Annotated in this window: 17 protein-coding genes; 12 read left to right on the forward strand and 5 right to left on the reverse strand. The window is 70.9% G+C overall.

Annotated features, from left to right (window positions below; all coding sequences use genetic code 11):
• The first annotated feature begins 56 nt into the window (after positions 1 to 56).
• From AB0F40_RS06865 to AB0F40_RS06880, 4 genes are read left to right on the forward strand one after another with little or no spacing between them, the layout of a single operon-like run.
• Positions 57 to 1415: an extracellular solute-binding protein gene (locus AB0F40_RS06865; RefSeq protein ID WP_357465374.1), complete on the forward strand. Its 1359-nt coding sequence runs from the start codon at positions 57 to 59 to the stop codon at positions 1413 to 1415.
• A 14-nt stretch (positions 1416 to 1429) separates the two neighbouring features.
• Entirely contained in the window at positions 1430 to 2398 is a 969-nt protein-coding gene (locus AB0F40_RS06870; protein ID WP_357465375.1) for a sugar ABC transporter permease, read from the forward strand.
• Position 2399: 1 nt separating this feature from the next.
• Positions 2400 to 3311: a carbohydrate ABC transporter permease gene (locus tag AB0F40_RS06875; protein ID WP_357465376.1), complete on the forward strand. Its 912-nt coding sequence runs from the start codon at positions 2400 to 2402 to the stop codon at positions 3309 to 3311.
• A gap of 15 nt (positions 3312 to 3326) precedes the next feature.
• Complete coding sequence (locus AB0F40_RS06880; RefSeq protein ID WP_357465377.1) at positions 3327 to 4397, forward strand: phosphatase domain-containing protein; 1071 nt, start codon at positions 3327 to 3329, stop codon at positions 4395 to 4397.
• Between the two features lie 47 nt (positions 4398 to 4444).
• Here AB0F40_RS06880 and AB0F40_RS06885 read toward each other — a convergent pair whose 3' ends face one another.
• A complete protein-coding gene (locus AB0F40_RS06885) occupies positions 4445 to 5731 on the reverse strand; it encodes an NYN domain-containing protein (protein ID WP_357465378.1) in 1287 nt (428 codons plus the stop codon).
• Between the two features lie 191 nt (positions 5732 to 5922).
• Between AB0F40_RS06885 and AB0F40_RS06890 the strand changes: the two genes are divergently transcribed.
• On the forward strand, positions 5923 to 6540 hold the full coding sequence (locus AB0F40_RS06890; protein ID WP_357465379.1) for a TetR family transcriptional regulator: 618 nt from the start codon (positions 5923 to 5925) through the stop codon (positions 6538 to 6540).
• 46 nt (positions 6541 to 6586) lie between these two features.
• The gene (locus tag AB0F40_RS06895; RefSeq protein ID WP_357465380.1) at positions 6587 to 7459 is read left to right on the forward strand and encodes an LLM class F420-dependent oxidoreductase; all 873 of its coding nucleotides are present in this window, start codon (positions 6587 to 6589) and stop codon (positions 7457 to 7459) included.
• Positions 7460 to 7462: 3 nt separating this feature from the next.
• Here AB0F40_RS06895 and AB0F40_RS06900 read toward each other — a convergent pair whose 3' ends face one another.
• Both AB0F40_RS06900 and AB0F40_RS06905 read right to left on the reverse strand, forming a co-directional pair.
• Positions 7463 to 8107: a DNA-3-methyladenine glycosylase I gene (locus AB0F40_RS06900; protein WP_357465381.1), complete on the reverse strand. Its 645-nt coding sequence runs from the start codon at positions 8105 to 8107 to the stop codon at positions 7463 to 7465.
• Positions 8108 to 8227: 120 nt separating this feature from the next.
• Positions 8228 to 9094 (reverse strand): TetR/AcrR family transcriptional regulator, encoded by an 867-nt coding sequence (locus tag AB0F40_RS06905; protein WP_357465382.1) that lies wholly within the window; start codon positions 9092 to 9094, stop codon positions 8228 to 8230.
• Between the two features lie 131 nt (positions 9095 to 9225).
• On the opposite strand from AB0F40_RS06905, the gene AB0F40_RS06910 reads away from it, so the two are divergent.
• The 6 genes from AB0F40_RS06910 to rlmC are packed head-to-tail and all read left to right on the forward strand — an operon-like array spanning position 9226 to position 14465.
• Entirely contained in the window at positions 9226 to 10191 is a 966-nt protein-coding gene (locus AB0F40_RS06910) for an ATP-binding cassette domain-containing protein (RefSeq protein WP_357465383.1), read from the forward strand.
• On the forward strand, positions 10188 to 10955 hold the full coding sequence (locus AB0F40_RS06915; RefSeq protein ID WP_357465384.1) for an ABC transporter permease: 768 nt from the start codon (positions 10188 to 10190) through the stop codon (positions 10953 to 10955). Before AB0F40_RS06910 ends, AB0F40_RS06915 begins: the two co-directional genes overlap by 4 nt.
• 48 nt (positions 10956 to 11003) lie before the next feature.
• Positions 11004 to 11246 carry a hypothetical protein gene (locus AB0F40_RS06920; RefSeq protein WP_357465385.1) on the forward strand — a complete coding sequence of 81 codons (243 nt, stop codon included), beginning with the start codon at positions 11004 to 11006 and terminating at the stop codon, positions 11244 to 11246.
• A 29-nt stretch (positions 11247 to 11275) separates the two neighbouring features.
• Positions 11276 to 11899 carry a DinB family protein gene (locus AB0F40_RS06925; protein ID WP_357465386.1) on the forward strand — a complete coding sequence of 208 codons (624 nt, stop codon included), beginning with the start codon at positions 11276 to 11278 and terminating at the stop codon, positions 11897 to 11899.
• A 33-nt stretch (positions 11900 to 11932) separates the two neighbouring features.
• Entirely contained in the window at positions 11933 to 13189 is a 1257-nt protein-coding gene (locus AB0F40_RS06930) for a M15 family metallopeptidase (RefSeq protein WP_357465387.1), read from the forward strand.
• Positions 13190 to 13244: 55 nt separating this feature from the next.
• The gene (rlmC, locus tag AB0F40_RS06935; protein ID WP_357465388.1) at positions 13245 to 14465 is read left to right on the forward strand and encodes a 23S rRNA (uracil(747)-C(5))-methyltransferase RlmC; all 1221 of its coding nucleotides are present in this window, start codon (positions 13245 to 13247) and stop codon (positions 14463 to 14465) included.
• On the opposite strand, the gene AB0F40_RS06940 is transcribed toward rlmC, so the two are convergent.
• Together AB0F40_RS06940 and AB0F40_RS06945 are read right to left on the reverse strand one after the other, a co-directional pair.
• Entirely contained in the window at positions 14432 to 15991 is a 1560-nt protein-coding gene (locus AB0F40_RS06940) for a hypothetical protein (protein WP_357465389.1), read from the reverse strand. The two genes, rlmC and AB0F40_RS06940, sit on opposite strands and share 34 nt — an antisense overlap.
• Before the next feature lie 199 nt (positions 15992 to 16190).
• Positions 16191 to 17591: sigma-70 family RNA polymerase sigma factor (locus AB0F40_RS06945; protein WP_357465390.1), on the reverse strand; the 1401-nt coding region annotated here is incomplete at its 5' end.

The following is a 17591-nucleotide window of genomic DNA, read 5'->3' on the forward strand; positions in this document are numbered from 1 at the left end:
GGAGGTCGATGATGACCGTGCTACGAGGACGTGGCGTCCCGGGGCAAGGCAGTCCCGTGATCGCGTCGAGAACCCGCAGCCGTGCGGAGAGTTCCGGAGGCCTGAGCCGCCGTGACCTGCTCAAAGCTGCCCTGGTGGGCGCCGGCGGTGTCGCGCTGGGCGGGACGCTCGCCGGCTGCGCCACGCCGGACGCCGCTGGATCCGGCCGGACGGCGGTCATGATCTGGGACCTCTTCTCGGGCGGCGACGGTGCGCTCATGCAGGAGATGGTGGGCGTGGTCGCCTCGGCCAACCCGGACATCGCCGTCGAGTCGACGACTCTCGCCTGGGGGCCGCCGTACTACACGAAGCTGGCGATGGCGTCGTCGGGCGGGAAGCCGCCCGAGGCGGCAGTGATGCACATGTCCCGGCTCGCCGGCTATGCGCCCGGCGGGCTTCTCGAACCGTTCGACCTCGACAAGCTCGCTGAGCTGGGCGTAGGTCAGGAGCACTTCGCACCCGCGGTGTGGGAGAAGGCCCAGTTCGACGGGCAGCTCTATGCCCTGCCGCTGGACACCCACCCGTACATCATGTTCAACAACCCGACGATCGTCCAGGAGGCCGGCCTCGCGACGGCGGACGGCAAGCTCGACCTGGACGCCCTCGCGGGCGCGGACAACTTCCTCGCGGCCGGTCGTACGCTGGCCGAGGTCACGGGAGAGACCGGCGTCGGCTGGGGCTACCAGCGCGACCCGGCCGGGTGCTGGCGCATGTTCTGGGGCCTCTACTCCCAGAACGGCGGCGGCTACGAGCTCACGCCGGGCCGCCCCGCGGAGCTCGACGAAGAGGCCGCGGCCGAGGTCTTCGAGTTCCTGCAGGCCATGGTGGACGGCACGGTCGCCGCGAAGAACCAGGACGGCAACGCCGCGTCCGCCCGCTTCATGTCGGAGCGTACGGGCATGATGTTCGCCGGTGAGTGGGACCTGCCGATGTTCCGCGACGCGCTGCCCGACGTCGGGGCCACGCCGTTCCCCGCGATCTTCGACACCCCGGCGAACTACGCCGACTCGCACGCGTTCGTGCTGCCCCGGCAGGAGCAAGCAGACCCCGCCGCCCGCGAGGCGACGTACCGAGTCCTCGCCGGGCTCCTCAAGGAGGGCCTGACCTGGGCCTCGGCCGGGCACATCCCGGCCTACCAGCCCATCGTCGAGCAGCCCGCGTACCAGGAGCTCACCCCGCAGCGCGACTACGCCGCCGCCGCCGAGGTCGCCGTCTTCGATCCTGACGCCTGGTTCACGGGCGGCGGTAGCGACTTCCAGGTCCGCATGGCCGACGCGATGACGGACACCCTGGCAGGCGAGGCGCCGCCGCGTACCGCCGTGACCCGAATGCTGAGCGAGATGGACAGGTTCCTCGCTCTGCCCGACCCCGCCTGATCGAGAGGACGACGATGACTGTCTCGAACGCCAGCGTCACCCCGCTCGCCGGGAGGGCAGCACCCGACCGGCGGACCTCAGCGAGCCGGCCCGGCACGCGCACCAAGACCTCTGAGGACTCCCTGCGCTCGCGGGACAAGTCCGGCTACCTGTTCGTCGCGCCGTTCGCCGTGGCCACCGGACTCTTCCTGGTCGTGCCGACGATCTACGGCCTGTGGATGAGCTTCACGAACCAGAGCCTGACGGGCACCGGGAGCGAGTTCATCGGCTTCGCGAACTACGCGGAGGCCTTCAGCGACCCCCAGGTCTGGCAGACCCTGGGAAACACCGTGTGGTTCACGATCCTCAGCACCATCCCCCTGGTGCTGGTGGCCCTCGTGATGGCGGTGCTCGTCCACACGGGCCTGCCGGGACAGTGGGTGTGGCGCATGTCGTTCTTCGCGCCGTACCTGCTGACCAGCGCCGTGGTCTGGCATCTCAGCAACTGGATGTTCCAGCCGGACATCGGTCTGCTCGACACCTGGATCAAAGGCCTTGGCCTGCAGCCCCTCGGCTGGCTCACCGACGAGAACGTCGCGATGTTCTCCATCGCGGGGGTCACCGTGTGGTGGACCGTCGGCTTCAACTTCCTGCTCTACCTCGCCGCGTTGCAGGGCATCCCGGCCCAGCAGTACGAGGCGGCGACGATCGACGGCGCGGGCGGGTGGCGGCGACTCTTCTCCATCACGCTGCCCCAGCTGCGTCCGATCACCGGCGTCATCCTGGTGCTGCAGCTCCTGGCCTCGCTCAAGGTCTTCGACCAGATCTACCTGCTCACCATGGGCGGGCCGAACGGAAGCACGCGTCCGATCCTCGAGTACATCTACGACACCGGGTTCACGAACTACCGGCTCGGGTACGCGTCGGCGATCTCGTACGTGTTCTTCGCCCTGATCCTCGTGTTCACGCTGGTGCGGCTCCTGCCGACGAAGAAGGAGGCCTGAGATGGCTCTCGCCGACCTCACCGACGTCCGCCGGACGAAGGCGCTGCAGGACCGGGCCGAGAATAAGGCCCTCACCAAGCTGACCCTCGGCCCGTCGCCCTGGGCGCGGGCCGGGGCACTCGCGGCGCTCGTCGTGCTCGCGGGGATCTGGCTCGTGCCCATCGTCTGGGGCGCCGTCACCAGCTTCAAGCACGAGGCCGAGGCGGCTCTCCCCGCGTCGTTGTTGCCGACCATGGGCTGGACGCTCGAGGCCTACGAGAAGGTGCTCGGCAACAGCGACCTGCTGCTGTGGATGTGGAACAACCTGGTGGTCGCCGTGCTCGTCACGTCGCTCACCGTGTTGATCTCCGCGATGGCCGCCTTCGCGTTCTCGCAGACCCTGTTCAAGGGCCGGGGGCTGATGCAGTGGCTCACCCTCGCGTCGATCATGATGCCCGGGCAGATCCTCATCGTGCCGCTGTTCAAGCAGATGCAGGTCATGGGGCTCGTGGACACGTTCGCGGGAATCGTCCTCCCACAGATCGTGGCGCCCGTGATGGTGTTCATCCTCAAGCGGTTCTTCGACGCGATCCCGCAGGAGCTGCTCGACGCCGCCCGGATCGACGGCGCCGGGTCGTGGCGACTGTTCTGGACGATCGTGGTGCCGCTGTCGAAGTCGATCCTCGTCGCCGTGGCGATCTTCGTGTTCATCGGCGCGTGGAACAACTTCCTGTGGCCGTTCATCATCACGACGGACCCGCAGTTCATGACCCTGCCGGTGGGCCTGTCCACGGTGAAGGACGCCTACGGCGTGCAGTACGCCCAGAACATGGCCTCCGCCATGATCGCGGCGTTGCCGCTGCTCATCCTGTTCATGCTGTTCCAGCGCCGCATCGTGCAGGGCGTGGCGACGACCGGCATGGGCGGTCAGTAGCAGCCACAATCGGGTGTGGCTACTCCGACCCCGCACCCCTCACAGCGCCCGCACCTCGCCGCGGTGGTGGAAGATCACTTCTACGCCGCGGCGGGGTGGGTGCTCTCTCGCGCCGGCTGGCGCCCTCGCATCGAGACCTATACCGGATACGGGACGCCGGACCGGGTGCGCGTGCTCGCCCGGGTCCTGCTCGCGCGGCCCGGGCCGGTCGCGCCGAACCGCGACGCCGTCCGCGCCGGCCGACGCGGGTTCCGCCACTTCCTGACCGTGCCGGCGCCGCAGCGCAGCGTCCGGCTCCAGGTAGGCGGCCACACGTCCGTGGCGACGAGCGACCGCGCCGGCTACGTCGACGTCGAGGTGCCCACCGAAGCCCCGCTGGCCGCCGGCTGGCAGTCGGCCGTCCTGACGCATCTCGACGGGACCGACCCGTGCCCCACGGACGCGTCGCTCCTGATCCTCGACGAGGACACACGGTTCGGGGTGATCAGCGACATCGACGACACCACGATGGTGACGGCGGTGCCGCGGCCGCTGCTCGCGGCATGGAACACGTTCGTGCGGCACTCCAGCAGCCGACGGGCGGTGCCGGGTATGCCTGAGCTGTACAGGGCGCTGGAGCAGAAGCACCCGGATGCCTGCTTCTTCTACCTGTCGACGGGGGCGTGGAACACCGCGGGCACGCTGCGCGCGTTCCTCTCGCGCCACGCGTACCCGTCGGGCCCCCTGCTCCTCACCGACTGGGGACCGACCCTCACCGGATGGTTCCGCCGTGGCCCGGCGCACAAGGAAGCCAGTCTCGAGCTGCTGATGTCGTGGTTCCCGCACGTGCGCTGGGTGCTCTTCGGCGACGACGGCCAGCACGACGTCGAGATCTACGAGGAGGCCGTCCGGCGTCGTCCGGACCGCGTGCGGGTCGTGGCCATCCGGCGGCTCACCAGCGGGCAGCAGGTGCTCGCCGGGAACCTACCGGCCCCTGGGCCCACGGTGGCCGGCTCCGACATCCCTCAGGTACCGGCGGTCACGGGCCGGGACGGGGCCGAGCTCACCCGCGGGCTCGCCACCGTGCCCGGTGTGCTCACCGACTGACCGGGTCTCGACAGGCTCGACCTACGAAACCCTGCGCCATCGCCGGGTCAGGCTGTACCTGTTCCGCCTGAGCCGGAGGTGATTAGGTAGTCGTCGGCGTCGTCGTCCCACGCCAGAGCGACGGTGCCGGCGGCCTCTGCCGCCTTGGCGAACTGCAGGAACCCGCGGAAGCCGAGCGCCTTCTCCGAGAAGTCCGGGCGCTTCTTGCGCACGGCGTTCTTCAGGCCGGACAGTGCGGCCGAGCCGCCGGACTCTTGCACCACGGCTCGCAGCAGCACGAAGGCAGCGTCGGTGTCGCCCTGCTCCGGCAGCGACACCTCGGGGTCGCCTGTCGACGGGCCCGTCGCGAGCTCCACGAACCCGCGGTCCGCGAGGAACCGCAGGAACTCGCCGAACGTGCGGAACCCGTAGTCCGACTCGCTGAACGTCGCATCCTTGCGCAGCAGCGTCCGCTTGAGGGCCGACGCGGTCACGGGGCCGCTCGTCGAGGACTGCAGGTCGGCGAGGGTCTGCGCCACGCGCACCTCCATGGGGGCATCGCTCGACGCCGGCGCCTCGTCCTCCTGCTCGCTCACGTCGACCTCGGGCTCCGGCGCGACGTCGACGGGTGCGGGGGCGGGCTCGGCCTTCTTCCGACGACGGGTGGCGGGCTTGGCCTCGGGCGCGTCCGCACCGGACCCGGTCGTGGCGGCCGGGGCGGCGGGCTCTGCGACGGCCTCCGCCACCGCCTCGGCGGCCTTGGCGCGGCGCGACGTGGTGGGCGCCTTCTGCGCGGAGGCACGCTCCGTCGTCGTCGCGGGCTTGCGCGAGCGGGTGCCGCGCTTCGGGGCGGGCGCACCCTGGTCCTCGTCGGGCACCTCGACGCCCTCGAGGCGGTCGTAGAAGAGGAACTCGTCGCACGCGGCGGGCAGCAGCCGAGACGTCGACTTCTCCACTCCGACGCCGATGACGCGCTTGTTCAGCTCGCGCAGCTTGTGGACGAGCGGCGAGAAGTCGCTGTCGCCCGTGCACATGACGAACGTCGAGATGTAGTCGCGCTCGAAGGCCATCTCGATGGCGTCGACCACCATCTTGATGTCGGCGGCGTTCTTGCGGGAAGCGCCCATCCGCTGTGTCATCTCGATCAGCTCGACCTGGTGCCGGGTCAGCATGCGGCGGTCCTCGTCGAAGTACGACCAGTCCGCGTAGGCACGGCGTGCGACCACCCGGCCGCGCACCGCGAGGGCGTCGGCGATCGGGCCGAAGTCGAACTGCATCCCGCCCAGGTGCTCCCGGGCGCCCAGCGCCAGGTTCTCGTAGTCGATGAAGACAGCAAGGCGTTCTTCGAGGTCCATGCTCGCCACCCTATGGGGTTTCCAGGACGCAGGTTTTGTGTCCGTCCACCGCCAGGGCGGCGGGGCGCTGCCCGTCCGACGGCGGGGAAGCGCCAGGACCAGGCCGTCGACCGGTGTCAGGAGAGGGTGAAATCGGTGGTGTCGGGCGTGCTGCTCCGGCCTGGAGGCCGCCCGTTGCCTACGATTGGAACATGACAGAGGTGACCGCGGGTGCCGAGGACCCGATCTCCAGCCGGAGTCGGATCATCGCTGCTGCGGTCCGCCTCACCTGTGCCGACGGGTGGTCGAAGGTGACGATGGGCCGCCTGGCGACCGACGCGGGTGTGAGCAGGCAGACTGTTTACAACGCCGTGGGCAGCCGCGAGGACCTCGCGGAGGCGATGGTGCTGACGGAGTCGGCCAAGTTCATCTTCAAGATCGCCGAGGGCTTCGACGACCACCCCGACGACCTCCTGTCGGGGGTCCACGCCGCCGTGGAGAACACGTTGGCGTTCGCCCTGGGCAACCCGTTGCTGCGCGCCATCATCTCTGCCACGCACGGTGCGGACACCGAGCTGCTGCCCTTGCTCACCACACATTCAGAGTCCTTGCTCGGCACCGTCAAGACCGTCGTGCAGGACCGGGCTGATCAGTACGAGATCCCGTTGGAGCCGGAGCAGATCTCGGCAGTGATCGACATCGTGGTACGCACCTCGATGAGCCACGTCATGCAGCCGTCGGCGTCGCCGCGCGAGACGGCCGACTCGATCACGTGGCTCGTCGCGCGGGTCCTGGGGCTGACGGAGGGGTCGACCGTTCCCGGCGTCTGACGGTGCGCGCACTTGACGTCGCGCGACGGCGTAGGAGGATCGAGACATGCGAATCGGCACCCATCTCATGCGTTTCGACTCGATGGAGCCCGCCCGGATGCGGACCGAGCTGGCGGACGCCGCCCGGTACGCGGACGACGGCGGCGTCGCATGGGTCTCGGTGATGGACCACTACTTCCAGATGGAGCACCAGGGCTTCCCGGCGTCGGACCCGATGCTGGAGGCGTACACGACGCTGGGCTACCTGGCCGGCGTGACGGAGAACGTGCAGCTCGGCGCGCTGGTCACGGGCGTGACGTATCGGTATCCGGGCCTGCTGGCCAAGATCGTCGCTTCGCTCGACGTGGTCTCGGGCGGGCGGGCCACCTACGGCATCGGCGCAGCCTGGTACGACAAGGAGCATGCGGCGCTCGGGGTGCCGTTCCCGCCGCTCAAGGACCGCTTCGAGATGCTCGAGGAGACGGTCCGGATCGCGCGACAGATGTACGACCTGGACAACGACGGCCCCTTCGAGGGCAAGCACTACCAGCTCGCCGAGACGATCTGCTCGCCGCCGCCGCTGTCAGGACCCGAGATCATGATCGGCGGGTCCGGGGAGCAGCGGACCCTCCGGCTCGTCGCGCAGTACGCGGACGCGTGCAACCTGTTCGCCGAGACGCCCGAACGGCTGCGGCACCTGCTCGACGTGCTGCGGCGACACTGCGACGACGTGGGACGCGACCCCGCCGACATCCGCGTCACGATGCTGCACCGCGGTGCGCCGATCAGCCCGGGCGACACCGCGGCGTTCGTCGAGGAGATGCGCGGGTTCGCCGAGCACGGCGTGGACACCGTCATGCTGCGCCCGCCGGCCACGTCCCTCGCCGCGTGGGTCCGCGACGCCGTCCTCCCGGTCGTGGAGCCGTGCGCGGAGCTGTGACGCTCAGGGAGCGGATCCGGGCGTGACCGGGACCGCCCGGCCGCGGTCGAGCACCACCGGGCAGCCGGCCACGTGGTCGTCCACGAGGCCGCACGCCTGCATCGCCGCATAGGCGGTGGTCGGGCCGATGAACCGGAACCCCTGCTGCTTCATCGCCTTGCTCATGGCCTTCGACTCGGCGGTCCAGCCCGGCACGTCGGTGAAGGCGGCCGGGCGCTCGCGGACGGCAGGATCGGGGGCGAAGGACCAGAACAGCTCGTCGAGCGTGCGGCCGGAGTCGTGCAGCGCGACCACGGCCCGAGCGTTGTCCACGGTCGCCTCGATCTTCATGCGGTTCCGGATGATGCGGGCGTCGGCGAGCAGCCGCTCGACGTCGTCGGGGCCGAAGGCAGCCACCCTCTCCGCGTCGAAGCCCTCGAAGACCTCGCGGAACGCCGGACGCTTGCGCAGCACGGTGATCCAGGAGAGCCCGGACTGGAACCCCTCGAGGGCTATGCGTTCCAACAGGGCTGCCTCGCCGTGCACGGGCACACCCCATTCGTCGTCGTGGTACGCCGCATAGAGCGGATCTCCGTCGCCGAAGCAACGCAGGGCCGCAGCTGCCGCCGGCGTCACCGTCTTGTCGTCTGCCCTGGGATCAGTGGTCACGGCACCACTCTGACGCACGCCACCGACACGCCACGGGTTCCGGCCGCCGACCTGTGCACGACGTCCGATAACCGCTGCCTGTGGTCGGGCCAGAACCGTTGTGCCGCGGTGCTGAGGGGCTCATGACTCATCGTCGGGGATCGCACCACGGCGCCTGAGGTAGGCCTCGACGCCGTCGAGGACGACCGAGATGCCGAACGTGATGTCGTCCGCGACGGGTGAGACCTCCACCGGGCCCGTCCACGTCGAGAATGCCTCGAACAGATGGGGGTACCTCGTGGGTTCGGCGTATCGGGCGAGCACCGTCTCGAAGTCGGAGTAGGGGTCGGCCGCCTCGATCGCCGCGGGGTCGAGCTCGGACTCCGGCGTCCCCTCGGGCAGCCCGGCGGCCCGCCGCACCTGCTGGACCGCACCACGGTGGGACTCGATGTGCACCCGGGCCTCGCCCAGGACGTGCTGGGCGAGCAGGCCGATGATCGCGAGCTTCTCGTCGGCCGGCAGGTCGACCGGCCGCAGGACCCCGAAGGCCTGGTCCAGCCCGCGCAGCCGGTTGGGTCCTGGCAGCACCGCGGACAGCGGCAGGTCCAGGAACCACGGCCGGTCCAACCCCATGTCGATCTGCGCGCGCGTCCAGGCCTCGAGCCCAGCGCGCCAGTCTGTGCCGGCCGGGATATCGGGCAGGTCGCGTGCCACGGCGTCCGACATCAGGACCAGCAGCTCGTCCTTGCCGGCGACGTGCCGGTACAGGGCCATGGGCGTGTACCCGACGGCCTCCGCGACGCGCGCCATCGAGACGGCGGCGAGGCCCTCGGCGTCGGCCAGGTCCATCGCGGCCTGCACGATCTGCGCGGCGGACAGCGCGGGCTTGGGCCCGCGGCGCCGCGGCGCCGCATCTCCCCACAGGCGCTGCACGGCAGCGGGGAGCTCAGCCGTCGGCCCGGTGCCCGGCGGCTGCTGGGCCGGCTCGGGGGCGGTGTCGTTACTCATCGGCTCCCATCCTGCCCTGTTCCCTGCCGCAGGCCGACCGGAAACTCTCTTGACCGCACACTGTTTACGTCCCACACTAAAACGCGTAGGAGATAAACAGTATCTGGAACGGTAGAGGAAGAGGGAAGACCATGGCTGCGATCGTCACGGCCGAAGGCCTGCACAAGTCCTTCGCGAGACGAGGCTCGACGAGCCCGCCCGTGCTGGACGGGCTCGATCTGGAGCTCGAGGAAGGTTCGGTCCTCGCGCTGCTCGGCCCCAACGGCGCGGGCAAGACCACCACGGTCCGGATCCTGGCCACGCTGCTGCGGCCCGACGCCGGCCGCGCCACCGTGGCCGGATTCGACGTGGTGCGGGAGGCGCAGCGGGTCCGCGAGATCATCAGCCTCACAGGTCAGCAGGTCGCTGTGGACGACAAGCAGTCCGGGGCGGAGAACCTGACGATGATGGGTCACCTCGCGCACCTCCCGCGCCGGATGGTGCGGGACCGCGTCGCGGAGCTCCTCACGGCCTTCGACCTGGCCGACGCGGCGCACCGCCAGGTCGGCACCTGGTCGGGGGGCATGCGGCGCAGGCTCGACCTGGCGGCGGGCCTGCTGACCCGGCCGCGGATCATGTTCCTCGACGAACCGACCACCGGCCTCGACCCGAGGTCCCGGCAGGCGCTCTGGGACGTGGTCCGCGGCGTGGTCGACGAAGGCACCAGCGTCTTCCTCACCACCCAGTACCTGGAGGAGGCCGACCGGCTCGCCCAGCGCGTGGCGCTCGTCGACGGCGGCCGCGTGGTCGCGGAGGGCACACCCGCGCAGCTCAAGCGGGAGGTAGGCGAGGCGGGCGTCGAGCTCGCCTTCGCCACCGTGTCCGACGCCGACAGGGTCGCCCTGGCGCTCGCGGCCACCGCCGACGGCGCGCGGGTGCGGGTCCCCACCGACGGCTCGGTCGCCCACGTGCGGTCCGTGCTGTCCGTGGTCGAGGCAACGGGGGTGACGCCCGACCACTGGGAGGTGCGCGCACCCACCCTCGACGACGTCTTCCTCGCCCTGACCGGCCACGTCGGCCAGGAACGCTCGGCACGACCGGCGGAGGCGGCGGCATGACGTACCTGCTCAGAGACATCTCGACCATGACGGTCCGCGGCCTGCGCCTCGTCTCGCGCGACCTGGACGCCATGATCACCGCGGTGGTGCTGCCGGTGATCATCCTGCTGATGTTCGTGCTCGTCTTCGGCGGCGCCATGGACACCGGCACCGGCTACATCAACTACGTGACACCGGGCGTCATCCTGCTGGCGGCCGGGTTCGGCGCCGCGAGCACGGCCGCGGCCGTCGAGCACGACATGTCGAGCGGCATGGTCGAACGACTCCGGTCGATGCCCGTCACCGCCTGGACCGTGCTGTCAGGACACGTGGTCGCGAGCCTCGCGAAGAACCTCGTCACCACCGCCATCGTGTTCGGCGTCTCGATCCTGATGGGCTTCCGCCCGGAGGCCTCCGCCCTGGAGTGGCTCGCCGCCGTCGGCATGATCCTGCTCTTCGTCGGGTGGATCACCTGGCTCGCCGCCCTGGTGGGAGTGCTGGTCCGATCGCCAGAAGCCGCCAGCGGCTTCTCGTTCTTCGTGATGTTCCTGCCCTACGTGTCGAGCGCGTTCGTACCCGTGGACACCCTGCCGGGCTGGCTGCGCGGGTTCGCGGAGCACCAGCCGGTGACGCCGGTGATCGAGACGGTGCGCAACCTGCTCGCCGGTGACGTCGCGGGCGTCGCCGACCCGGTCGGCGTCGGTGTGCTCGCCATCGTCTGGTGCCTGGGCCTCGGGCTCGTCTTCGCGACGGCGGCAGGCCTCGCGTTCCGTGCGCGGCGCTGACGTGGCACACCCGTCCTGACCTTCCGGCCTGACGAAAGCAGGTAAGACATGGCGACCGACACGACGACCACCACCCCGGCTCCCGGCGCTCGTGATCCACATCTTCACGGGTTCGGTGATGCTGAGCGCCGCCGTGCTGCAGCTCTGGCCGTGGCTGCGGGCGCATCATCCGAGATCCGGGCGGTTGCGGTCAGCTCCGCATGGCTCTCCTGGGTGGTGAACCTGCTGTTCGCCGAGTGGTGGCTCCAGCGCAAGCCCAAGAAGCGCGCCCGGGCGCAACGGGCTCGATAGATGTCGGTGGCGAGGGACACACTGTCCCTATGGCGCAGACGACTGGCAGTACGACCGGCAACCCGGACGAGCTCGAGCAGAAGCAGGTCCTGAAGCAGTACCTGAACGAAACCCGTGAGGCCCTCGTCTGGAAGCTCGAGGGCCTCACGGAGAAGCAGGCACGCTGGCCCCTCGTGCCCTCCGGCAACAATCTCCTGGGCCTGGTGAAGCACTGCGCCAGCACCGAGATCGGCTACTTCGGGACCTGCTTCGGCCGGGATTGGCCCACCCCGGAGGAGCTCCCGTCCGACCAGGCGCTGGAGGCAGACCCGCAGGCGGACTGGTACGCGACCGCGGACGAGTCGATCGCCTCGGTCGTCGGACTCTACCGACGTGCCTGGGCGTTCTGCGACGAGACCATCGACACGCTGCCGTTGGACACGGTCGGCCACGTGCCCTGGTGGGGGAACCGCGAGGTCACGCTGTTCCGCATCATCACGCACGTGGCCAACGACATCACCAGGCACGCGGGCCACGCCGACATCCTGCGCGAGCTGACCGACCGGTCCGTGGGCCTCCGGCCCGACAACACCAACATGCCGGACTGGCAGGCCGGCGAGGCCGCCGTGTACCTCGACAAGCTCAAGAATCTCGCCGAGCGGGCGCGCGACTAGCGTCCACGCCGCAGATTCGCCACACTTCGGGCCATGCCCCTCAACGCGGAGTCGCCCGCAGACGCCCCGTCGGACGGCGGGTCCATGCGCCCGCTAGTCATCTTCCTGGTCACCGCGGCGATCGCGCTCGTGGGCAGCATCGTGTTCGCCCTCGTCCACGCCGCGAACGAGCGTGAGCTGGAACAGCTCGCACACGCCCACGCCGACGTCGTGCAGACCGTCGACGACGGGCGCTCCGCCCAGGAGGGCCTGGACCAGCAGATTGCGGAGGCGGAGCAGGTTCTCGCCGCCACCAAGGGCAAGGTGGTCGACGAGACCGTCCGGACCGACCTGGCCGGACACGTCGCCACGGCCAAGGAGCTCGGCGCCACGCAGGCGCCGGCGATCCCCGCGTCCGGGACCACAGGGCTCGATACCCAGGAGGACATCGCCGCTCTCGAGGCCGAGGCGACCGAATGGGCGGCCGCCCTCCGCACCGCCTCGACGACGCTCGCCGAGGCGACCGAGAAAACCCGGTCGTCGAACCGGCAGTGGCAGCAGGACCGCAAGGACGCGAAGGCCGAGGCACACGCGGCGGCGGAACAGGCGAAGAAGACAGCCGCACAGCTCAAGACGGCGAAGAAGACGCTGACGAAGGTCACGGCACAGCTCAAGATCTCCGTGCGCGACTCCGAGTACACCCTGAGCTGGACCGCGGACGCCGGCGCCCCTGCCACCGTCCGCGACACCCTGGCGACCCACCGGAAGGAAGGGCAGGCGGCGCTCGCGGCCGTGGCGGACCGGGGCGAGCTGAGCTCCGTCCGGGGCCTGGGCGAGCGGCGGGAGGCGGCGCGGGCCGCCATCGAGGCGGCGGCGTGGGACGCCCGCGCCACCATCGCCGACGGATCCAACGGACGGCTCGATCTGGACACCCTGTGCAAGGTCGGGGTGGGGCCGGAGGGGCAGGACCAGTACCTGCGGTGCGACGCGACCAAGGCCTGGGAGAAGCTGGGAGCGGAGTTCGAGGCGGAGTTCGGCAAGCCGCTGCGTGTGGAGTACGGGTACCGGCCCTACGACTGGCAGCTCCAGGCGCTCGACGAGTTCGGCAGCGGGCAGGTGGCGGCACCCGGCACCTCGAACCACGGCTGGGCGCTGGCGGTCGACGTGCCGACGGACGACGGCTTCCGCTTCGGCCAGCCCGAGTACGAGTGGCTCGCCGCGAACGGGCCCGAGGTCGGCTGGCACCATCCGGAGTGGGCGCGGGCGGGCGGCGGTCGCGAGGAGCCGTGGCACTTCGAGTACACCGAGTGACCGCACGGCGAAGGCGCTGATCGGGGCGGTTGCGTACGGACTGGATAATGGGTGGGTGCAGTGCCCCCACTACGATGCCGGCCGCTGCCACTCCTGCACCCTCCTGGAGATCGACTACCCCACCCAGGTGCTCGACAAGGAGCGGCACGTCGCCACGCTCCTCGAACCGGTCCTGACGGGCTCACCTGGCTCGCCCGTCGAGACAACCGCCCCGACCGCTGGTTCGGGGCTGACCTGGCTCCCCGCGGTCAGCAGCCTGGAGTCCGGGTTCCGGAACAAGGCCAAGATGGTGGTCAGCGGCAGCGTCGCCGAGCCGGTGCTGGGCATCCTCGACCGCGGCGGCCACGGGGTCGACCTCACGGACTGCGGCCTCTACCCGGACGCCCTCCAGGCGTCCTTCGCGCCCTTGGCGGCCTTCGTCACGCGAGCCGGCCTGGAGCCCTACCAGGTCTCCGGCCGGGGCAAGCGCGCACAGCAGCGCGGGGAGCTCAAGTACCTCCTGGTGACCTTGTCGCCCGACGGCGAGCTCATGGTCCGCTTCGTGCTGCGTTCCCAGGAGGCGATAGCGCGCATCCGCAAGCACCTGGCCTCGTTGCGCACCGAGCTCCCGGCGCTGGCGGTCGTGTCGGCGAACATCCAGCCGAAGCACGCGGCGGTGCTCGAGGGCGACCTCGAGATCCCGCTCACCGAGCGCACCACCCTCCCGATGCGCATCGACGACATCACGCTCGACCTGCGCCCGCAGAGCTTCTTCCAGACCAATACGGCTGTCGCCACGGAGCTCTACCGACAGGCACGCACCTGGGTCGACGAGGTGGGTCCGAGCACGCTCTGGGACCTGTACTGCGGGGTGGGCGGCTTCGCGCTGCACTGCGCCGCGCCGGGTCGTGCCGTCACGGGGATCGAGATCAGCGCGGAGGCGATCGCCGCGGCGTCGGGCACGGTGGAGCGGCTCCGCGACGGTGGCGCCGCCGGGCGCTTCAGGGACGTCACGTTCGCGGCGGGCGACGCGACGGAGTTCGCCGTCGGACCGGCCGGTCCTGAGCTGCCCGAGATGGTGATCGTGAACCCGCCACGGCGGGGCATCGGCCCGGACCTGGCGCAGTGGCTCGAAGCCTCGGCGATCGAGCACGTCCTGTACTCGAGCTGCAACGCGACGACGCTTGCCAAGGACCTCGCCGCGATGCCGTCACTACGTCCGGTGCGGGCGCGCCTGCTCGACATGTTCCCGCAGACCTCGCACTACGAGGTGCTCGTGCTCCTCGAACGGACGTGATCGGGCGGGCCCAGCCGGTGTCCCCGCTCGCTGTCCGGGCTCGGCCCCGCCGGCTCCTGCCAGGATTCGCGCTGCGCCCTGCTCGACCGGCCGTTGCCCGGGTGCCCGTCCTCGGTCCGCTGGGAGCTCCCGCGCCCGGGGTGCGACCGCTTCTCCGGCTCGTCGGACCGGTCCGGACGCGCTGCCGCGCCTGACTTGCCGGGTGGTGCGTCGTCCTGCTTGGCCTGGCCGGGTGGCGTGCTGTCCTGCTTCGCGAGGCCGGGCGGCGTGCCGTCCTGCTTCGCGAGGCCGGGCGGCGTGCGATCCGTCCCGTTGGTGCCCTGCGGGGTGCCCGTGCTCGGTTCGGCGGGACTCGGCGAGTCGCCGGTGTCGGACGCCTGGTCTGCCGGCGCGCCGTCCTGCTTGGCCAGTCCTGGCGGTACATCTTGTTTGGCGAGGCCCGGCGGCACACCGTCCTGCTTGGCCAGGCCGGGTGGTGTGCCGTTGCCCGCCGCCAGGCCTGGCGGTACGAACCGAGTCGACTCCGGACGGTCCGCCTGCTCCTCCGCGTGCGATGTCGGACCGGCGTCAGGAACCGCGGCGTTCGCGTCACGTGGCGTGGAGACGGAGACCACCCCGGTCTCGAAGGGCGTCGGCACGGCCCCCGCGTCGCCGGCCACCCCGGTGGTGACGGCGCTGGTGAGGAAGAGCCCGCCTGCCACGGTCGCCGTCAGGCTGATCGGGTCCGTCAGGGCGCTCCGTACGGTCAGGGCCACGCGGGTGCCCAGCGCGGCGATCCCGCTGCCGAGGCCCGCACCCGTCGCGGCGGCACCTGCTGCACCGACCGCGGCACTCGCCTTCGCCGCCGTCGCGGCGCCGAGCAGCAGGACCGGAGCGGCGGCACGCAGCATCCAGTAGGACTCCCGGACGTCGACGAACGCCCGGGTGCAGCCTGCGCACTGAACCATGTGGTCCTCGACCTTCTGCCGACGGCCGGGCAGAAGACGGTTACGGACGAAGTCGTGCATCGAGGCCCTGGTGGACTCGCACTCGAGATTGTCGGCAGTGCCGGTGTGCGTCTCGGCGAAGCTGCTCGCGAGGCGGTTCTCGGCGCGGCGCAAGCGCCGCTTGGCGGCGTAGGGCAGCACTCCGATCTCGTCAGCGATCGCGGCCACGGGGCGAGATCCCACATGGTGGTCCCAGAGCAGCTGCTGGTCGCCGGCCGACAACCGCTCCATCGCCGCCGTGAGCACCTCGAAGTCCAGAGCTCGCTGGACCGGCGCGGTGCTGACCTCGCTCAGCGCGGCCTGGTGGTCCGGCAAGGGCTCCTCGTTCGCCATCGCCAGGGCCACGTCCACCGCGGCGGCGCCCCAGAACACGACGGGGTCGGACACATCGCCGTGCTTCAGGAGCTCGACGCACAACAGCTCGAGCCCGCGGCTCGCGGCCAGCTCGGGATCGACCCCGGGGACGCGCCGAGAGACCGTGAAGACGACAGCACGGCGGTGCGCTGCCCACTGGCTGAGGTCTGCGCTGGTGACGGTCACGCTGAACCCCTCCTGTACACGACCGGGCGCCGCGTGTTGTCACGATGCACGAGACCTCGGGCGTGCATGTTCGCAAAGAACGCAGGCGCATGGAAGGTGCCGTCGTGATCGGGCGACGATCTTGGGCTGTCGCCCAGCAGGGCTGTGCGTCCGCACAGTAAAGAGCGGTTGCGGGCCAGGTCATGAGCCCGCACGGCCATCAGTCCCCGGCCACTGATTCAGCGTCGTCGACGGCCTGTCCGGCTCCGTCCGCGACCGTGCCGAAGAGCACTGCCCAGATCTCGTCCAGCGTGGTGGTCGCGAGATCGATACCGGGCAGGTCGGCGAGGCCCAGGCCGGCGAGCAGGTCGTCCAACGCGCTGCTGACCGGGCTCGCGGGCGTGTCCGGTGGGTCCGGCGGTTCCGGTGGGCTGGGCGGCGGGTCTGCTGGTTCCTCCGGTGCGGGGCCGGGCGGGGGAACCGGCTCAGGCTTGTCCGCACCGCCGTCCGGTGCCGGGGGCGGGTCCGAGCCGGGACCTGGGTCGTCCGCCGGCGGGGCGTCGGGGGCTGGCGCGGGGTCGGTCCCGTCCTGCTCGGACGGTGCAGCCGGGGCAGCGTCCTCCTTGGGTGTGGTCGCCGGACGCGGCTGGGGGTCGGTCGGCGGGATGGACGGCGGCTGGTCCTGTGGCGTCCGGTCGGGCGCGCTCGGCGCGTCGTCGGCACTGCTGTTGTCATCAGTGCCGGCACCACCGCCGTCGCCCGCACCGTCACCTCCGCCACTGCCTGCGCCGCCTTCACCGCCACCTGCGCCGTCACCAGCAGGTCCGGTGTCCTGGATGGCTTGTACGGGTGGTTCGGTGGTCTGGTTGGCGATCAGGGCGAACGCGCCGCCGCCGATGGTCAGGGCGGCCAGGACTCCGGCCGCGACGGCGGTCTCCTTCTTGCTGGGCGTGCGTGGTCGCTTCCCGGTGCCCTTGGCCCCCGCTCCGGCCCCCGCACCTGCTCCGGCCCCCGTACCAGCTCCGGCTGCGGCGCCGATGCCGGCGGTGCTGGTGACGAGTCCGCCGGCGATGAGGTGCTGTCCGAGGTCGCGCAGCATCCAGGACACTTCGCGTACGTCGATGAACGCGCGGGTGCACTCGGCGCAGGCGTCCATGTGGACCTCGAGGCGCCGTTGGCGGCGGGGCAGGAGGCGGCCCTTGAGGTAGTCGTGCATGGCGGCGCGGGTGGTGCGGCACTCGGGTTCGTTGACGTGCTGGGCGTGGGCGGCGGCGAAGGCTCCGGCGAGGCGTTCTTCGGCGCGGCGTAGCCGCATCGTGACGGCGTGGGGGCGCACACCGAGGTTGGTGGCGATGTCGGTCACCGCGCGGTCGTGGACGTGGCGTTCGAGGAGGATCTGGCGGTCGTCGTCGGCAAGGTGGGTCAGGGCGTCGCGGAGCATGGTGACGTCGGCCTGGCGTTCCGAGTCCAGCTCGGCACCGGCGACCGGGGGTGTGAGGCCGTCGAGGGTGTCGTCCTCGACGGGGCGGGTGCGTCCGGCCTCGCGGGTCATGCTGATGGCTTCGTTGACGGCGGCGCGTCGCCAGTAGGGGGCGGGGTCGTCGATGGTGGTGCCGGTGGA

The organism is Promicromonospora sp. NPDC023987 (assembly GCF_040639055.1).
Taxonomy (GTDB): domain Bacteria; phylum Actinomycetota; class Actinomycetes; order Actinomycetales; family Cellulomonadaceae; genus Promicromonospora.